This is a genomic window from Mesorhizobium sp. L-8-10, assembly GCF_016756635.1.
In the GTDB taxonomy this organism is placed as follows: domain Bacteria; phylum Pseudomonadota; class Alphaproteobacteria; order Rhizobiales; family Rhizobiaceae.
This window is the reverse complement of sequence record NZ_AP023263.1, coordinates 6,707,796-6,724,843: the sequence shown is the minus strand read 5'-3', so window position 1 is coordinate 6,724,843 and position 17,048 is coordinate 6,707,796. Positions and strand designations below refer to the sequence as shown.

Below are 17,048 nucleotides of genomic sequence, written 5' to 3'. Positions count from 1 at the left end.
CTGAGCCGCCGGCCGCCTGCATCGCCGTCACGGCATGGATCCACGGGTCAACTCGCACCTCGCTTCGCTCCGTGCTCGCGCCCGTGGATGACGAAGAAGGAGACGCCTCCACCCAACTGCGGCGGCGGTGATTGGATGACGAAGGAAGGGAGGTCGCCGCTATCGCCGTCGTTGATGTGAGGGCTCCTGCGCCGCCGGCGCTATGTCACACGGGCGGCTCTTCCACGGCCCAGGCGGGCTGTCCTATCCCCGAGGGTGACGATGGCCGGCCTCAGGGCTGCCGGGCCACTTCCTCGGCGTAGCGCTTCGTCTCCTCTATGCGCTCGGGCGTCGCGGGGTGAGTGGAGAAGAAGTCGCTGCCCTCCTTGTCGCCGAGCCTGTCGCGAAGGAGCTCGAAGAACCGGCTGATCGCCAAGGGATCGCGGCCTGCCTTGTGCATGAGCTCGACGCTGAAACGATCCGCCTCGCGTTCGGCGTCGCGCGAATAAGAGAGCGACAGCAGCGCCGAGCCCTGGACGAGGAGATCCTCGGTGCCGGAGCCGATGTCGCCGCCGATCAGCATGATGAGCGCGGTGACGCCCGCGGCGCGATAGAGCTGGCGCAGGCTGTGGGCATGGTCGACATGGCCGATCTCATGCGCGAGAACACCGAGCACCGCCTCGTCATCGTTGCCGGCGAGCTCGACGAGCTGGTCGGTGAGGATGATCGAACCGTCGGGGAGAGCAAACGCGTTCGGTCCGATCATGCCGCCGTCGCGGAAGTGGAGCGTGTAGGCGGCCGGCTTGTTCTCCGCGATCGCCGCCGTCCCGCGTCGCGCCGCGGCGGCGAGTTCGGCGAAACCGTCCGAGATCGCCTTGCGGCGGTCGGCCCCGATCGCCGACGGCTGCAACACCGTCTGGTCGAGCGAGGCGAGCACGCTGTGGCTCATGAGGGCCGGCACGACCGGCGGGGTGACGGCCACCGCGACCTCGACCAGCACCGGCACTGCATAGCGGTAGATGGCGAAGGCGAGACCGATGACGAGGGCGACGAGCACGAGAAGCCGCGGGTGGAAGCGCTCGAGCCGGTGGACGAAGCCGGACAAGCGGCCGGAGCGCGCGCTGATCAGCGCGTCGACGGCATCGTTGTCGCCGGTCTCGAAGACGCTTCCGTCGGGAAAGGTGAGCATGCGCGGGATCGAGCCGACACGATCGGAGATCTCGATCTTCCCGAGATGCGCTTGCGCCAGCGTGGTCTTGGCGGTCGGATCGATTGCCCTGGCGTTGCCCGCCATGTCGACCGACAGCACCGCGCTGGTCGCCCGCGCGGTGAAGGGAGGGCGCCACAGGCCGGAAAGCGCCCCGCCGCTCCGTCCGTCAGAAACCAAGGTCGAAGCCCTCTATGTCCATATATTCCGCGCCGACTGCGCTGCCCGATTGTTCGATCGAGCCGGCATAATCCTCCAGCGAGCCGGTCGCGTCGAGTGCGGTGACGAGGGACAGGTACCTGGCCATGCGGATCGCGGCCCAGGGCCTGGCGAGGCCGAGGCTGAAGACGGTGGCGAGCAGGTTGGTGACGGAGATCCAGGCGAAGCGGCGGCGACGGATCGACGAGTGCAGCATGTGCCTGCCGTCGATCACCGTTTCGTTGAAGGCGACGTTGCGGATGCCGGCCCGGTAGAACAGTCCGGCCATCGCAAAGAGCAGCAAAAGCCCGAAAAGGATGAGCGTCAGCCAGTTTGCGAGCAGAATGGCGGCCCATATCGGCACCTCGTCAAGCGCGATTCCAGACCGGACGTATGCCCAATAGGTCCCCACGATTGTTGTGGCGAGCACGACGAGACCGCCGCTGACCAAGCTAGCTGGCAGCCACCATCGGCCGTAGAGCCGGCCAAGCCTCGGCTCGCAGCGGACAGGCCGGCCGCCGTAGCGGACATTGCCCAGCGTGTAGTTCCACATCCACTGCGACGCCAAGGGGGCGAGGATGCCAAGCGATATGTACATCAGGAACCCGCCGACGATATAGGCGAGGAATGCGCCCCAGTAGCCGCCGACGAAATCGAAACGCACGTTGCGATAGCTTGTGACCCGCGCGTTGAAACGCAGCCCGCGCATGATGAACCAGGGGACCGCGAACAGGAAGACGACGCCGACCGCGAGGCTGGCCAGCGGCGCAACGGTCGTGAGGCCGTTGTAGACCAGGAAGAGGACCACGACCGCGATGCGGCCGACCAGGATCTGGCGCGGCCGGGCATGATAGTCGAAAGTCGCGCCGGCGAGGCTGGTGTTGCCGTAGAAGTAGCGCTGACGCCGGACTTTCGCCCAGGCGGAGTAGATGCCGAGGGTCACGATCGTCAGCAGCACGTTGACGATCCAGATACCGAAATATTCGCGGGTCGAGCCGCTGAAGACGAACGGCTCGCGCCTTACTCTCTGCTGCGCCGGCCGTGGGCGGGGATCGATGGTGACGTCGTTCATTGTTTTTCCGTTGACATGCCTTCCGCTGCAACCTTGCCGAGAATGTGACGTCGGGCAAGGAGGTCCGGCGTTCATCGACAGGAGCATAGTCTTTTCATCGACACTGAGACGTGTTACCAGCCGCTGCCAATCCTGAAAGGGAAGTTTTCGAGTCGGGGGCGGGCCGATGGCCACGCGCTCCTTAACGCAATTCAGGGATCGGCAATGGCAAAGATCATCGAAACCGCTACCGGCGCGCTGGCGCTCACCTTTGACGACGTGCTGCTGCAGCCCGGTCATTCCGAGGTCATGCCCGGCCAGACCGACATCCGCACGACGATCGCCGGCGACATCGAGCTCAACGTGCCGATCCTGTCGGCGGCCATGGATACGGTGACCGGGGCGCGGCTCGCCATCGCCATGGCCCAGGCCGGCGGCATCGGCGTGATCCACCGCAACTTCTCGCCGGCAGAGCAGGCCGAGCAGGTGCGACAGGTCAAGAAGTTCGAATCGGGCATGGTGGTCAATCCCGTGACCATCGGCCCGGACGCGACGCTGGCGGATGCGCTGGCGCTGATGCGCGGCCACGGCATCTCCGGCATTCCCGTCGTCGAGAATGGCGGCACTGGCGGCCAGCGGACCGGCCGGCTGGTCGGCATCCTCACCAATCGCGACGTGCGTTTCGCCTCGAACCCCGCCCAGAAGGTGGCCGAGCTGATGACCCGCGACAATCTGATCACCGTGAAGGAGACGGTCGACCAGGACGAGGCGAAGCGGCTGCTTCACAAGCACCGCATCGAGAAGCTTCTGGTGGTCGATGCCGGCGGCAACTGCGTCGGGCTGATCACGGTCAAGGATATCGAAAAGGCGCAGCTCAACCCGAATGCGGCCAAGGATTCCCAGGGACGGTTGCGCGTCGCTGCCGCGACCAGCGTCGGCGAGGACGGTTTCGAGCGCGCCGAGCGGCTGATCGAGGCAGGCGTCGACCTTCTTGTCATCGATACCGCTCACGGCCACTCGCAGCGTGTGCTCGACGCGGTGGCGCGCGCCAAGAAACTGTCGAACTCCGTGCGGATCATGGCCGGCAATGTGGCGACCGCGGAAGCGACGCAGGCGCTGATCGACGCGGGCGCCGATGCGGTGAAGGTCGGCATCGGTCCGGGCTCGATCTGCACCACCCGCATCGTGGCGGGCGTCGGCGTGCCGCAGCTTTCGGCCATCATGTCGGCGGTCGAGACGGCCGAGAAGGCTGGCGTCTCCGTCATCGCCGACGGCGGCATCAAATATTCGGGCGATCTCGCCAAAGCGCTGGCGGCCGGCGCGGGTGCTGCCATGATCGGCTCGCTGCTGGCCGGCACCGACGAGAGCCCGGGCGAGGTCTATCTGCACCAGGGCCGCTCCTTCAAGGCCTATCGCGGCATGGGATCGGTCGGTGCGATGGCCAGGGGCTCGGCCGACCGCTACTTCCAGGCCGAGGTGCGCGACACGCTGAAGCTGGTGCCGGAAGGCATCGAGGGCCAGGTGCCCTACAAGGGCCCGGTGGCCGGCGTGCTGCACCAGCTTGCCGGCGGATTGCGGGCGGCGATGGGCTATGTGGGTGCGCGCGACCTCCCCGACTTCCGCGCCAGGGCGACCTTCGTGCGCATCTCCAACGCCGGCCTGCGCGAGAGCCACACGCATGACGTGACGATCACGCGCGAGAGCCCCAACTATCCCGTGGCGTGAGCAGCCGGTTCGCGGAACGCGAATTCGTCGTGCCGGTGGCACGGCGAAAGGCCAGGCATCGGCCCGATAATCGGCATCGATTTTCGGAACGCGGAAGCGGCGCTACAGCACCAGGGAGAGGTGCTCTTCCCGGGCTTCCCGCTCGTCCTGCTCCTGCTCCAGGGTTTCTAGATAGGCCTTGACGAGGGTGGTGACGGCAGGGCGCTCGTCGCCTTGCGCCGGGTCGGGCCCTTCCGCTGCCAGTGCGGCGCCGAGAACGGCCGTAGCGGGCTCGCCGCCTTCCGCCCGTTCGGATCCGTCGGTCTCGCCGAAGCTGCCCAGGACCTGGAGCACTGCGGCGGCGATCCTGACATTGCCGCGCCCTTGCGGGCGATCCGTTGGGCTTTCCTCCTCGAGCGCTTCGGCGAGGTCGTGGGGAAGCCTGGCTGCCTGTTGCAGCTTCTGATGCGCCCGGGCATTGCCGATGGCTTCGAGGTCTTCGGCGACGGTTTCCCGGTCGACCTCGCCGATCGACGGCCGCAGGGCCGCGGCGACGGCCTGTTCCACCGATTGCGGGCCCGACGCCGCGCGTTCCATCCGCTGGCTCACCTTGCTGCCGGTTTGGCCCGCCAGGCCTTCGTTCAGCACGTCCTTGACTTTCTCCGCGGCCTCGCTGCCGGGATCGACCATGGCTTCCAGGAGATCTGCGACAGTCATGCCGTCGAGCCGGAAGCCGATCATATCCTCCAGAAGCTTTTTCAGTTCCCGGTCCTGGGAGAGGAAGTCGACATTGAAGGCCGACTGGATCATGCGGGAGACACGCTGGAAGGAGAAGCCGTTCTCTCCAGGCTTGGGCAGCGAGAAATCGTCCTTGCCGTTGATCTCGATATCGTCGCGCAGCGCCTTGTCGCGCCATGCGTCGCCGGCCGCGGCGTCCATGGCCGCGCCGTCGCGGCCAAGCGCCAGCTTGTCGTTGAGATAGCCGACGACATGCTCGAAGAGCTTCGTCATGGCCTCGGTCACGGTGAGATGACCACCGAAATAGTAATCGTTGACCGCCTTTATGTCCCTGGCCGGCGTTGCGGCCGGACCGGCCGCCGTGTTCGGCGCATCCTCGTGCAGGAGACGTGCCTGCAGCGACGTGACCGACTGCATGATGGCGAGCGCCGGCTGCAAGCGATCGACCGTGGCTGGAAGCATGGCAAAGTCCTTTCCCGTCGCCGAACAGCCGGCTTGTCGATCCGCCGGTGCGGCCACTCCGTGTCGTCTTGCGGGGAACCGTCGCGCCGACAGGCGGAGTTCCGGGGGCCCCCTTCGCGCACTATCCGGCAGGACGCCTTAACGGCGCGTTAAGCATGATCGCGGTGGATGTCTTGCAACGGCTTTGCAACGACACCGGAGGTTCGGCGTCGGGGGAGATGACCTGAACGCCGCCTCTTTGCAGGCTCCGGGGATCGTGCAACATTTCTGCTCGACCGTGCTTGTGCGCTCGCGGCTTCGCCGCTAGCTAGGCCCCATCTCGGGTATGCCGAAGACGGGGAAACCGGACATGCGACTTGGCGGAAGATTGGCTGCGGCCATCGAGGCTCTCGACGACATCGACCGGCGGCATCGGCCGGCGGCCGATGCGCTGAAGGACTGGGGCCTGTCGCACCGTTTCGCGGGTGCCGGCGATCGCGCCGCGATCGGCAACATCGTCTACGATGCGCTGCGCAGGAAGCGCTCCGCCGCCTGGCTGCTCGGCGCCGACACACCACGTGCCCTGGGCTTCGGTGCGCTGCTTCTCGAATGGCGGCAGACACCGCAATCGCTGAACCAGGCGCTCGAGGGCGACAGATTCGCGCCGCCGCCGCTCGACGCGGGTGAACTGGCTACGATCGGGGCGCAAGCCGAAGCCACGGCGCCCGACGCGGTGCGCGCCGATTGTCCGGACTGGTGCGTGCCGATGCTCGAGCAGAATTTCGGTGCCGACTGGGTCGCGGAAGGGGCCGCACTCGCCGGCCGGCCGCCGCTCGACCTGCGTGTCAACATGCTGAAGGCCGATCGGGCGAAGGTGCTGGCGGAACTGGAGGGAACCGGCGCCGCGGAGACGGCGCTCGCCCACAGCGGCATCCGCATCCCGCCGATCGACGTCGCCGGACGGCATCCCAACGTCCAGGCCGAGCCGGCCTTCCAGAAGGGCTGGTTCGAGGTGCAGGACGAGGGCTCGCAGGTCGTCGCCGAATTGACCGATGCCCAGGCCGGCATGCAGGTTCTCGATTACTGCGCCGGCGCCGGCGGGAAGACGCTTGCGCTCTCGGCCGCCATGCAGAATCGCGGCCAGATCTTCGCCCATGATTCCGAGAAGGCGCGGCTGGCGCCGATCTTCGACCGCATGCGGCGCTCGGAAAACCGCAACGTTCAGGTCGTCGCCAAGGCGTCGGAACTCGCCGATCTCACCGGCCGGATGGATATCGTGCTCGTCGATGCGCCCTGCACCGGTTCCGGCACCTGGCGACGCCGGCCCGATGCGAAATGGCGGCTCACCGAGCGCCAGTTGGAGGCGCGGATCGCCGAGCAGGCCGCTATCCTCGATGTGGCCTCGGCCTATGTGCGGCCGGGCGGGCGGCTCGTCTACGTCACCTGCTCCGTCTTCGCGGACGAGAACCATGCCCAGATCGGGGCTTTCCTCGCGCGCAACGGTGGTTTTGTGCCGGCTGATCACGATGCGCTCTGGCAACGCTGTTTCCCGGCGAGGGCCGACGCCGCGCGCATCGCGACGGGCACCGGCATAATGCTGAGCCCGGCCAGGAGCGGCACCGACGGCTTCTTCCTGGGTACGCTCCTGCGCAAGGAGTGACCCGAAGGCCGGCCGGTCCCGGGATATTGCGACGCAGCAATCGACGGTTGCCATGGCCTGCGGGCCTTGCGATAAGCGGGCCGAATACACCGAGGACGAGCTATGGCGGAGCAGACACCCGATCCCGATTTCGAAGAGCGCGTGCGGTCGAGCTTCGCGCGCCAGAAGGCGATGGAGACGATCGGCGCCGAACTGACCGTGGTGACCCCGGGTACGGTCGAGATCGAGATGCCCTATTCGGCAGCGCTCACCCAGCAGCACGGCTTCCTGCATGCCGGCGTGATCTCCACCGCGCTGGATTCGGCCTGCGGCTATGCCGCCTTTTCGATGATGCCGGCTAACGCCGCCGTGCTCACCATCGAGTTCAAGGTCAATCTTCTGGCGCCGGGCAGGGGCGAGCGCTTCCTGTTCCGCGGCTCCGTCACCAAGCCCGGCCGCACCATCATCGTGGCCGATGGCCAGGCCTATGCCTTCGCCGCAGACGGCGAGGCGAAACTGATCGCTACCATGACCGGCACGATGATGACGATCACCGGCCGCGACGGGCTGGCGGGTTAGGCCGTGGCGCAGGCAACGGACATAGCCGGCAGGAAGGTCCTGTTCGTGATGGCGGCGGACGCCGAATATGGTCCGCATCTGAAGCGCCGCTTCGCGCCCTATATGACGGGTGTCGGGCCCGTCGAGGCCGGGGTGGCGATGGGTTCGGAGCTTGCGCGGCTCGGGGCAGCGGGCACCCTGCCGGATCTCGTGGTGTCGCTGGGCTCGGCCGGCAGCCGCTCGCTCGAGCAGACGGGCATCTACCAGGCGGTCTCAGTCTCCTATCGCGACATCGATGCTTCCGCGCTTGGCTTCGAAAAGGGGGCGACGCCGTTTCTCGACCTGCCGGTGACCGTGCCCCTGCCGCTCCGCATCCCTGATATCGCCGAGGCGAGGCTCTCGACCGGCGGCATGGTCATATCGGGCGGCGCCTATGACTTGATCGATGCCGACATGGTCGACATGGAGACCTTCGCCGTGTTGCGCGCCTGCCAGCGCTTCGGCCTGCCGTTGATCGGCCTGCGCGGCATTTCCGATGGTGCGGCCGAGCTCAGCCATGTCGGAGACTGGACCGAATATCTGCATGTGATCGACGAGAAGCTGGCCGATGCGGTGGATCGGCTCGCGGCGGCGCTCGGCGACGGCGCGGTATCGATCTGAGGCTGGACGGACAGGGAAAGGGGCGCGCTTTCCGCAGGCCCCGTTTTCTCCGCCACACGCTTGTTTCATCTCGCTTCGCACTGCGTCGCGAGACCCATTGCGCGGAATCGCTTTCTTCTTTAAACGCCCGACATGAAGAACCATCCCGATACCGTCCTCATCATCGACTTCGGCAGCCAGGTCACCCAGCTGATCGCCAGGCGGGTGCGCGAAGCCGGCGTCTATTCCGAAATCGTTCCCTTCCAGTCTGCCGACGAAGCCTTCCGCCGCATCGCCCCCAAGGCGGTGATCCTTTCCGGCAGCCCGGCCTCGACCATCGATATCGGCAGTCCGCGGGCGCCCGACGCCATCTTCCAGGCTGGCGTTCCGGTGCTCGGCATCTGCTATGGCGAGCAGACCATGTGCGCCCAACTCGGCGGCAAGGTGGAAAGCGGGCATCACCGCGAATTCGGCCGCGCCTTCCTGGAGATCGAGGATGAATGCGCGCTGTTCGAGGGCGTCTGGGCCAAGGGCACGCGACACCAGGTCTGGATGAGCCATGGCGACCGCGTGACCGCGCTGCCGCCCGGCTTCCGCATTGTCGGGACCTCGGCCAATGCACCTTTCGCGGCGATCGCGGACGAGGGCCGCAAATTCTATGCGGTGCAGTTCCATCCCGAGGTGGTGCACACACCAGACGGCGCGAAGCTGCTCGCGAACTTCGTCCACCGCATCGCCGGCATCAAGGGCGACTGGTCGATGGCGGCCTATCGCGAGCAGGCGGTCGAGGCGATCCGCCGGCAGGTCGGCTCGGGCAAGGTCATCTGCGCGCTGTCGGGCGGCGTCGATTCCTCCGTGGCGGCCTTGCTCATCCACGAGGCGGTCGGCGACCAACTCACCTGCATCCTGGTCGATCACGGCCTGATGCGGAAGAACGAGGCGGCCGACGTGGTCGCGATGTTCCGCGAGCACTACAACCTCCCGCTGATCCTGGTCGATGCGTCTGACCGCTTCATTGGCGCGCTGGAGGGCGAGAGCGACCCGGAGAAGAAACGCAAGACCATCGGCCGGCTGTTCATCGAGGTGTTCGAGGAGGAGGCCGGGAAGCTCGGCGGCGCTGATTTCCTGGCGCAGGGCACGCTCTACCCCGATGTCATCGAGAGCGTCTCCTTCACCGGCGGCCCGTCGGTGACCATCAAGTCGCACCACAATGTCGGCGGCCTGCCCGAGCGCATGAACATGAAGCTCGTTGAGCCGCTGCGCGAGCTCTTCAAGGACGAGGTGCGCGTGCTCGGCCGCGAACTCGGCCTGCCCGGGCATTTCATCGGCCGCCACCCGTTCCCGGGACCCGGCCTCGCCATCCGCTGCCCGGGCGGCGTGACGCGCGAGAAGCTGGAAATCCTGCGCGAGGCCGATGCGATCTATCTCGACGAGATCCGCAAGGCGGGCCTCTACGATGCGATCTGGCAGGCCTTCGCCGTGCTCCTGCCGGTGCAGACGGTGGGCGTGATGGGCGACGGGCGCACCTATGAATTCGTCTGCGCGCTGCGCGCCGTGACCTCGGTCGACGGCATGACGGCCGATTTCTACCACTACGACATGAACTTCCTCGGCGCCGCCGCCACCCGCATCATCAACGAGGTGCGCGGCATCAACCGCGTCGTCTACGACGTGACCTCGAAGCCGCCCGGCACGATCGAGTGGGAGTAGGGGGCAAACGGCGGCAATAGCGTAGTTGCGGCGGCGATTTTCGCCGTCCCATAAATTGCTTTCGTGTCCATATCTGACTTCCGCTGAACTGGCGTTCTCCATCTCCGATCTGGCAAGCCCGATCTGTGCCCGCCTCCTTTATGAAGTGAAGTAAAGTCCCTTCCAAGGGGGGCGAGGGCTACGGCGTAGAACGGCGTGCACAAGGGCGGGTTTGCTTAGCGCCTCTATGCTGTCGTACAGATCAAGATAGCGGCCGCCTGAAAGCAGACATCGTGTGTGGCCATTCTGAGGCCGTCTGCGCGTTGCAGGTTGCCGCGTTCCAGGTCGCATTCCAGTTCTCCTGGAATGCGTAGCGCCATTGTCTTACTTACGCACGGCACGCGAGGCCCGCGCACCGGATGTCCTCTCCCGATGCAAAAGCTTGCGAAGCGTAGAGGGGTCGGAATACCCAACCTTTTCGGCGATTTCGCCGAGGCTGAACCGTGTGGTCTCCATAAGCTCCATCGCCTTGTCGACGCGCAGCTTCTGGACAAATCTCACCGGCGAAAGCCCGGTGGCGCGCTCGCATCGGCGCGCAAAGGTGCGCGCACCGAGTCCCGCGGCCTTTGCGAGCTCGGAGATTGAAAAGGTCCGATGCAGCCGCGCCCGTGCCCAGCGCTCCGCGCGAGAGACACGTTCGTCCGCGGCGGCAAGGAAGGATAGGGCCATATAGCGGGATTGCGATTGCCTCTGGTCCAGCAGGAGAAACCGGGCGCAGCTATCCGCGAGGTCAGGTCCGGCATGGCGGGCAATGATCGAAAGCATCATGTCGAGTTGCGCCATCGCTGCGCCGGCGGTGGTTACGCGCCCGTCGGTCAACACCATGGCATCGGTGTCGAGTATCACCTTCGGAAACAACTGCCGAAACAAGGGCGCGAGCCACCAGGTCGTGGTTGCGCAGCGGGCATCCAGCAGCCCGGCGCTCGCAACCAGAAAGACTGCCGAACAGGAGCTGGCGATTTCAGCTCCGGATTGAAAGGCCGCGCGTAGAGCTTTCCTGGCCATTTCGGCGTCGCGTCGTTGCAATCCATCGCGAACGAGTTGCTCATCCATCCAGGCCAGCCCGGGCACGATCACCAAGTCAGCAGGTTTGCTGGCGACCGAATTCGAGGACAGCCTTGCGAGCCTCGTTGCCCAGCTTGCCCCGGAGCCGGATATTTTGACGTCAAAGCAAGGCGGTCTTCCGGCCCTTGCACGAATGCCGTTGGCGGCACCGATCAAGTCGAAGGTGATGGCGACACTGGCCGCGGAGGCTCCTTCCAGGACAAGAACGTCAATGAGCGGCAAGGCAAAATAGACCCGATTAATGTCATTTTTGACACTTGCCGGAATAAATGCCCGGGAACTACCGTTTGTGCAAGCTTTTCCGGAGGACAACATGAGCGATGCGCTGCTGAAGCCTGACGATCTATCCGATTTCAACCGGCGAGACGTCTCGTTGGAGGAGGCGACAAAGCCGGTCTACGTTGCAGGCAAGGGTCCGGCCGTCATCGTGATGACCGAAATGCCGGGCATTAGCCCCCACGTCGCGCGTTTTGCTCGCTGGGTTCGCGATGCCGGCTTCCGGGTCTACATGCCTTCCCTCTTTGGCAGGGATGGCGATGTTCCCGATGCGGAGACTGCTGCCGGCGTCTTTCGGCGCGCGTGCGTCAGCGCTGAATTCCGCGCGCTTGGCGGCGGTTCATCGAGCCCCGTGTCCAACTGGTTGCGGGCGCTCGCCAGACTGGCCCATGGTGAGAGCGGCGGACGGGGGGTCGGCGCTATCGGCATGTGCTTTACCGGTAACTTCGCGCTGAACATGATGCTGGAGCCGGCACTGCTGGCTCCTGTCGTGTCTCAGCCTTCCCTGCCGTTGGACAATCCCGGCGGCATCGAGAGCTCCCCTGAGGAACTGGCGAAAGTGCGCGCAAGGCTGGAACGGGAAGATCTGACCGTCCTCGCCTACCGTTTTGCGGGTGATTCGTTCTGCCGCGCCGAACGGTTTGCCGCCTACCAGGCCGCGCTCGGCGATCGCTTCATTGGCCGCGTTTTGCCCGACACGGCCGCGAATACCGGACCCACGCCACCGTTCTTCGAGCAGTTCGTGAAGACGCCCCACAGCGTCGTCACGGTTCATCTTGTCGATGAGGCGGGACAGCCAACGCTCGCAGCCCGGGACGAGATTCTCGCATTCTTTCAGAAGCGCCTGAAACCGACATCGGGTTGAAGTCACGGAGAGGCGCGCTTCAAGCGCGCCATGTGCTGCTTCGTCATAACCCGGCAGGGAAGGGCCATTGATGGGCGCAATCGATGTGTGGGCACAGGTCATCACCGAGCGCATGGCCAGGAGACCATGGCTGGAGCGCCTGATGCGCTGGACGGGAAAGGCGCCCGGTCAGTTCTTCGAAACCAGCGCCGCGCCTACATTGGCGGCTATGGACGAGGCAGACATTGACATTGCGCTGCTCTCGGCGTCGCTCGATCCCCATGCGGATTTCATTTGTGAAGGTGGCAACGCGTCGGGCCACGGTGTTGTGCTCGCCGAGGCGCACGGTTCGTTCGCCAAAGATGCTAGCGCTGCCAAGATAGCGAATGCGGCGAAGAGAAAGTACGTTAAGCAGGTAAAGCCCTTCATCGCGAAGTCGTCGCCGTTTGGAGAGATCATCCACGGCTATTCAATTGCATTAGGGTCGAAGCCGACGGTAACCGGGAGCTTCCTAGCCGTATCGGAGACGCGGATCTCAAAGCCGCGAAAACGAACTCCGCTGCCAAGCGTCCCGCAGAGAGGCGCGATAGCAGAAGGCACGCCGGCGCCGATGGCTCTCGCGACCCATCGCTCGAACTTTCTCTTGATGGGCGCACCGGAGGTAACGAATTGGATCGACTGGATCCGCTTGCCAGACTCCCCAGCTCCCGAGCGACATGACTTTCCGTTTCTTCGATTTGGCTATGCCGGACGAACCTATTTGGCGGCGCCTCCACGGCTTTTGCGGCCAGGCGGCCCTCCGTGGTGGATCGAGGATTTCTTCGATCATCCAGAATGGTGGCGACTTGCTCGGCGCGCACGATTGTGGCCATCGCGTCACCCTGGTTCTGACTTCGGTTGGTTCGCGGTCGAGGAGAAGGCGGGAGCCGAATTCCTAAATGCACTAAGCCATGCCCGCGCGATGTGGTTATCTGGTCGCTAGATGGAGGGATGGCGCTCGGATGACGCAGTTACGGCGAGTCGCGTCGCGGAGCGCACTATGCTATGAGTTTGTGACGGTACTTTCTTGGTTCGCAGCGAGACCCATCCGCGTCGCCGAAAATGGATCCCGAGAGGCGATCGATCTCGATAGATACCGAAACCGCACAAAAAAATTCGTGCGATTTTCCCTTTAAAATCAACACCGTAAGATTTTGACGGCCCGAGGGGCGGCTTTCGGCGTCGAAGGCAAGAAAAAACCCCGCGAGATCAACGGCCTAGCTGGGTTTGGAACAATCGAGTGGGAGTGAGGGATACAAACGGTGGCAACAGCGCAGTTTCGGCGGCAATTCTTGCCGTCGCTCAATTGTCGCTTTGTCTGTATTTCACTCACGTCAAGAAACTCGCCTGATAGCTGGTCGCCATGAGCGACACGTGCGCCTCCAACGGCGGTCGCAGCTCGAACGCCCTTGGCTCCCGCGAGAAATTCCACAACCGTACCAGCCGCCAATCGCCGCGACGTTCCTCAGCAACGGCCAGTTCGTTGCGCGTGATGTGAAACGGCGTGCGCTCCCAGCCATTGGTCGTCTTCACCTCGATCAGCCGATCGCGACCGTCGGTGTCGAAGCTCAGGATATCGTAGCCAGCACCGTCACCATAGACATGCGACACCCAGCGGATGCGCTCGGCGAGATCGGTCCGGCCGGCGGCGAGCAGACTGGCACGCTCATGGGCGAGGACACGTTCCTCGCCCGCGCGGCCCAGTGTGCGATTGCGGGCGTCGCGCTCGGCCACATCGTACTTCCGGGCGATGGCGGTCATCTGCTCGAGTTCGTCGGGCGGCGGCGCATTGCTTTGCGTCGGTGGTGGGCCGATCCACAGCATCGCTTCTTCCTGGAGCGTGGATAGCGACGTACCGATTGCCATCCGCGCGGCCGGTGCAAGCCAATCCGGATGACGATCGAGCCAGCGTACCACCGCGTCGACGAGCGAGGCCTGGAAATTGAAGGCCGGCTTGTAGCCCTGGATCCAATCCTCACCGAGCCCCTTGAGCACGGCGCTGATGTTCTGATGCTTGTATTCGATCGAACCACGCGGTCGATCAATCACCGCCTGCAGGAGACGGTTGTGCTCGGCCTTGTTGTAGGGCCGCCCGGCGATGTCGTTCGCAAGCATCGCGAAATAATCCGCGACGATCGCGTCGTTCTGCTCGTCGGACCAATCACCGGCCATGGCGACTCCTAGGCGGGCCGGCCAAGCTGGAGAAGTCCTGGATCATGCCAGCAACTGCGCCGGCACGCCGAGTGCTGGCCCGGCGTCGGCCAGCCGCTGGTCAAGCGTGTGCAATGTTGCGCCATGCTCCGAAGCGATGGCAAGGTGCAACGCGTCCCCCGCACGAAGCCCAAGCGCATGCTGATCGGCGAACTTCGCCGCCGCCCGGAACTGGCTGCCCGTCACGCCGAGCACGGTGAAGCTCTCGGCGACCAGCTTGTTGAACATGGCGAGCGCCGCCGCGCGCTGCTCCAGGCTGATCTGTCCCGTTCGCAGCTTGATTGCCATCGCGGACGACATCTCGGTGACGGTCCAGTCGCTGATCAGAAGTTGCGCCGGGTCCTGCTCCGCCAGCCAGGCCTGAACGCGCGGCGTCATCGCTTCGTTGGAGAGCGCCGCGACGATCAGCGACGTGTCGATATAGAGCATCAGTAGCGGTCGCCATCCCGCATCGACCGCACGAGATCGGCGGCGCTCTGAGACTGGGGCGGCATCGCCGCCGTCAGCGATCGGAGCAGCGTGGCATCGATCGGCTTGCGCGGCCTGGCCACTGCGGTGAGTCGCGCGACCGGCTTGCCGCGGCGGGTGATGTCGATGGAATCACCCGCTTCGACCCGGTCGACCAACTCGCTCAGATGAGCCTTGGCATCCGCCAGATTGATCGCATCCATGTCACGCTCCTGACCATGTAGATGGTCATATAACGCATCAGGCTTAAGAATTCCAGCGTTCTGTCTGCGCTTTGCCTTGGCGGCCCCTCCTGGACCAGAGTCGACCACCAGCCATCCAGATTGCACGCACGGAATGCATGTTCTGATCACTCGCCAGCACGACGCCGAGGATTAGCGAGCTGTGGCGTAGAGCAGCGTGCGCATAGGTCGGTTTAGAACGACAGTTGGACCTTCATCGCGCGCGACCTGTCGCTGGCGCGAAGGAACGCGCTCTCCGCCTCCGTGAAAGGCAATGTGTCAGTGATCAGGGCGCCGACATCAAGCGCGCCGCTGCCCATCAGTTCGACTGCTTGCGCGAACTCCTCGTCGAAGCGGAACGAGCCGCGGAACTGCAGTTCCTTGGTCACGACCAGATTGAGGGGCAGTTGCATCTCGCCTCCGAGCCCGAGCTGAACCACCGTTCCGCCGGCCCGGACGGCCTCGATGGCCGATCGTAAGGCGAGCGCGTTGCCCGACGCCTCGAAGGCGACATCGAAATGGCCTTTCTCGGCTGCGTAACCCGACAGCGTATCCGCCTCCCGGCTGACATTTATGGTTCGGGTCGCGCCCAGCTTCCGGCTTGTCGCGAGCGGGAAATCGTCGACATCCGTCACCACGATCTCAGCCGCCCCCGCATGGCGCGCCACGGCGACGCACAGTGCCCCGATCGGCCCGCTGCCGGTAACGAGCACTGCCTTGCCGACCAGGTCGCCGGCCTGCCTGGCCGCGTGCAGGCAGACGGCGAGCGGCTCGGCGAGCGCTCCCTCGGCCAGCGACATGGACGGCGCCAACGGAACCGCCTGGCCGCCCTCCACGGTCACGCTCTGCCTGAAGCCGCCCTGCGCGTGCGGGAAGCGCATAGCGCTGCCCATGAAACGCATGTCCAGGCACTGGTTGCGCTGACCGGACCCGCAATAGCGGCAGCTTCCGCAGGCAAGGCTCGGATTGACGGCAACCTTGTCGCCGGGACGGACATGCATCACAGCACTGCCAGTCTCGACCACGGTCCCTGCAATCTCGTGACCCAGGGCCATCGGCTCGCGCAGCCTGACGGTGCCGAAACCGCCGTGATGGAAGTAGTGCAGGTCGGAACCGCAGATGCCGCCGGCTCCGATCTCGACACGAACCTGGCGATCTCCGGGCGGCACCACCGCTACCGGCTCGATCCTCAAGTCTCTCGGCGCATGCACGAAGACGCCTCGCATCCCATGATCTCCCTGAACCGCTACAGCACCGACAGCATTCCGCCGTCGACATAGATGATTTGGCCGTTGACATAGTCGGACGCGCGGGAAGCCAGGAACACGGCGGCACCGATCAACTCCTCCGGCTTGCCCCAGCGCCCGGCCGGCGTGCGGCCCTTGACCCAGGCATCGAATTTCGGATCGTTGACCAGCGCCTCGTTCATGTCGGTCAGCATGTAGCCTGGCCCGATGGCGTTGGCCTGGATGCCGGACTTTGCCCATTCGGCGGCCATGCCTCGGGTCAACATCTTGATGCCGCCCTTTGCCACGGTGTAGGGGATGACGGTCGCCCGGGCGAGCTCGCTGGTCAGCGAGCCGATGTTGATGATCTTGCCGCGACCGCGCGGGATCATCCGCAGCGCTGCTTCCCGGCCGACCAGAAAGGCGCTGGTGAGGTTGGTGTCGATGACCCTCTGCCAATCCGCAAGCGCCAGCTCCGCCATCGGCTGCCTATGCTGGATGCCCGCATTGTTCACCAGGATGTCGACCTCCAGCCCTTCCTCGTCGAAGCGCCGGAACGCCGCCTTCACGGCGGCCTCGTTCGTCACGTCGAAAGCGGCCTCGTGCACATCGTGGCCGGCCGCGCGCAACTCGCCGGCCGCGTTCGAGAGCCCGGAGCCTGCGCGACCGTTGATTATCAGGCGAGCGCCGGCCGCACCGAACCCTTCGGCGATAGCGCGGCCCAAGCCGCGGGAGGAGCCGGTGACGAGCGCGGTAGATCCGGAGAGATCGAACAGATTCGAAGCCATTGCCGTG

16 protein-coding genes are annotated in these 17,048 nt (G+C 65.2%); 7 read left to right on the top strand and 9 right to left on the bottom strand.

The genetic code is table 11. The features are described from left to right. Positions 1-271: 271 nt before the first annotated feature. Positions 272-1,366 (bottom strand): M48 family metallopeptidase, encoded by a 1,095-nt coding sequence (locus tag JN280_RS31375; RefSeq protein ID WP_244742334.1) that lies wholly within the window; start codon positions 1,364-1,366, stop codon positions 272-274. Beyond that, positions 1,356-2,456, bottom strand: coding sequence for a YjgN family protein (locus JN280_RS31370; RefSeq protein WP_202308059.1), 1,101 nt, complete (start codon positions 2,454-2,456; stop codon positions 1,356-1,358). The genes JN280_RS31375 and JN280_RS31370 overlap by 11 nt, the downstream gene beginning before the upstream one ends. A gap of 204 nt (positions 2,457-2,660) precedes the next feature. Here JN280_RS31370 and guaB point away from each other — a divergent pair, with 204 nt between their 5' ends. After that, complete coding sequence (gene guaB / locus JN280_RS31365; RefSeq protein ID WP_202308058.1) at positions 2,661-4,160, top strand: IMP dehydrogenase; 1,500 nt, start codon at positions 2,661-2,663, stop codon at positions 4,158-4,160. Between the two features lie 102 nt (positions 4,161-4,262). Here guaB and JN280_RS31360 read toward each other — a convergent pair whose 3' ends face one another. Further along, on the bottom strand, positions 4,263-5,339 hold the full coding sequence (locus JN280_RS31360) for a hypothetical protein (RefSeq protein WP_202308057.1): 1,077 nt from the start codon (positions 5,337-5,339) through the stop codon (positions 4,263-4,265). A 349-nt stretch (positions 5,340-5,688) separates the two neighbouring features. Between JN280_RS31360 and JN280_RS31355 the strand changes: the two genes are divergently transcribed. From JN280_RS31355 to guaA, 4 genes are all read left to right on the top strand, one after another. After that, on the top strand, positions 5,689-6,978 hold the full coding sequence (locus tag JN280_RS31355) for an RsmB/NOP family class I SAM-dependent RNA methyltransferase (protein ID WP_202308056.1): 1,290 nt from the start codon (positions 5,689-5,691) through the stop codon (positions 6,976-6,978). A 102-nt stretch (positions 6,979-7,080) separates the two neighbouring features. After that, on the top strand, positions 7,081-7,536 hold the full coding sequence (locus tag JN280_RS31350) for a PaaI family thioesterase (protein WP_202308055.1): 456 nt from the start codon (positions 7,081-7,083) through the stop codon (positions 7,534-7,536). Positions 7,537-7,539: 3 nt separating this feature from the next. Further along, on the top strand, positions 7,540-8,175 hold the full coding sequence (locus JN280_RS31345; protein WP_202308053.1) for a 5'-methylthioadenosine/S-adenosylhomocysteine nucleosidase: 636 nt from the start codon (positions 7,540-7,542) through the stop codon (positions 8,173-8,175). A gap of 132 nt (positions 8,176-8,307) precedes the next feature. Then, positions 8,308-9,864 (top strand): glutamine-hydrolyzing GMP synthase, encoded by a 1,557-nt coding sequence (gene guaA / locus JN280_RS31340; protein ID WP_202308052.1) that lies wholly within the window; start codon positions 8,308-8,310, stop codon positions 9,862-9,864. 363 nt (positions 9,865-10,227) lie between these two features. Here the strand turns inward: guaA and JN280_RS31335 are convergent, their stop codons facing one another. Further along, the gene (locus JN280_RS31335) at positions 10,228-11,283 is read right to left on the bottom strand and encodes a GlxA family transcriptional regulator (RefSeq protein ID WP_202308051.1); all 1,056 of its coding nucleotides are present in this window, start codon (positions 11,281-11,283) and stop codon (positions 10,228-10,230) included. On the opposite strand from JN280_RS31335, the gene JN280_RS31330 reads away from it, so the two are divergent. Next, entirely contained in the window at positions 11,282-12,109 is an 828-nt protein-coding gene (locus JN280_RS31330; protein ID WP_202308050.1) for a dienelactone hydrolase family protein, read from the top strand. The two genes, JN280_RS31335 and JN280_RS31330, sit on opposite strands and share 2 nt — an antisense overlap. A 70-nt stretch (positions 12,110-12,179) precedes the next feature. Further along, the gene (locus tag JN280_RS31325) at positions 12,180-13,070 is read left to right on the top strand and encodes a hypothetical protein (RefSeq protein WP_202308049.1); all 891 of its coding nucleotides are present in this window, start codon (positions 12,180-12,182) and stop codon (positions 13,068-13,070) included. A gap of 386 nt (positions 13,071-13,456) precedes the next feature. Here the strand turns inward: JN280_RS31325 and JN280_RS31320 are convergent, their stop codons facing one another. From JN280_RS31320 to JN280_RS31300, 5 genes are all read right to left on the bottom strand, one after another. Next, positions 13,457-14,299: a DUF3883 domain-containing protein gene (locus JN280_RS31320; protein WP_202308048.1), complete on the bottom strand. Its 843-nt coding sequence runs from the start codon at positions 14,297-14,299 to the stop codon at positions 13,457-13,459. A gap of 42 nt (positions 14,300-14,341) precedes the next feature. Continuing rightward, complete coding sequence (locus JN280_RS31315) at positions 14,342-14,767, bottom strand: type II toxin-antitoxin system VapC family toxin (RefSeq protein ID WP_202308047.1); 426 nt, start codon at positions 14,765-14,767, stop codon at positions 14,342-14,344. Further along, positions 14,767-15,009 carry a type II toxin-antitoxin system Phd/YefM family antitoxin gene (locus JN280_RS31310; RefSeq protein ID WP_202308046.1) on the bottom strand — a complete coding sequence of 81 codons (243 nt, stop codon included), beginning with the start codon at positions 15,007-15,009 and terminating at the stop codon, positions 14,767-14,769. The genes JN280_RS31315 and JN280_RS31310 overlap by 1 nt, the downstream gene beginning before the upstream one ends. Positions 15,010-15,221: 212 nt before the next feature. Continuing rightward, the gene (locus JN280_RS31305; RefSeq protein ID WP_202308044.1) at positions 15,222-16,253 is read right to left on the bottom strand and encodes an L-idonate 5-dehydrogenase; all 1,032 of its coding nucleotides are present in this window, start codon (positions 16,251-16,253) and stop codon (positions 15,222-15,224) included. A gap of 20 nt (positions 16,254-16,273) precedes the next feature. After that, positions 16,274-17,041 (bottom strand): SDR family oxidoreductase, encoded by a 768-nt coding sequence (locus tag JN280_RS31300; RefSeq protein WP_202308042.1) that lies wholly within the window; start codon positions 17,039-17,041, stop codon positions 16,274-16,276. Positions 17,042-17,048: the final 7 nt, after the last annotated feature.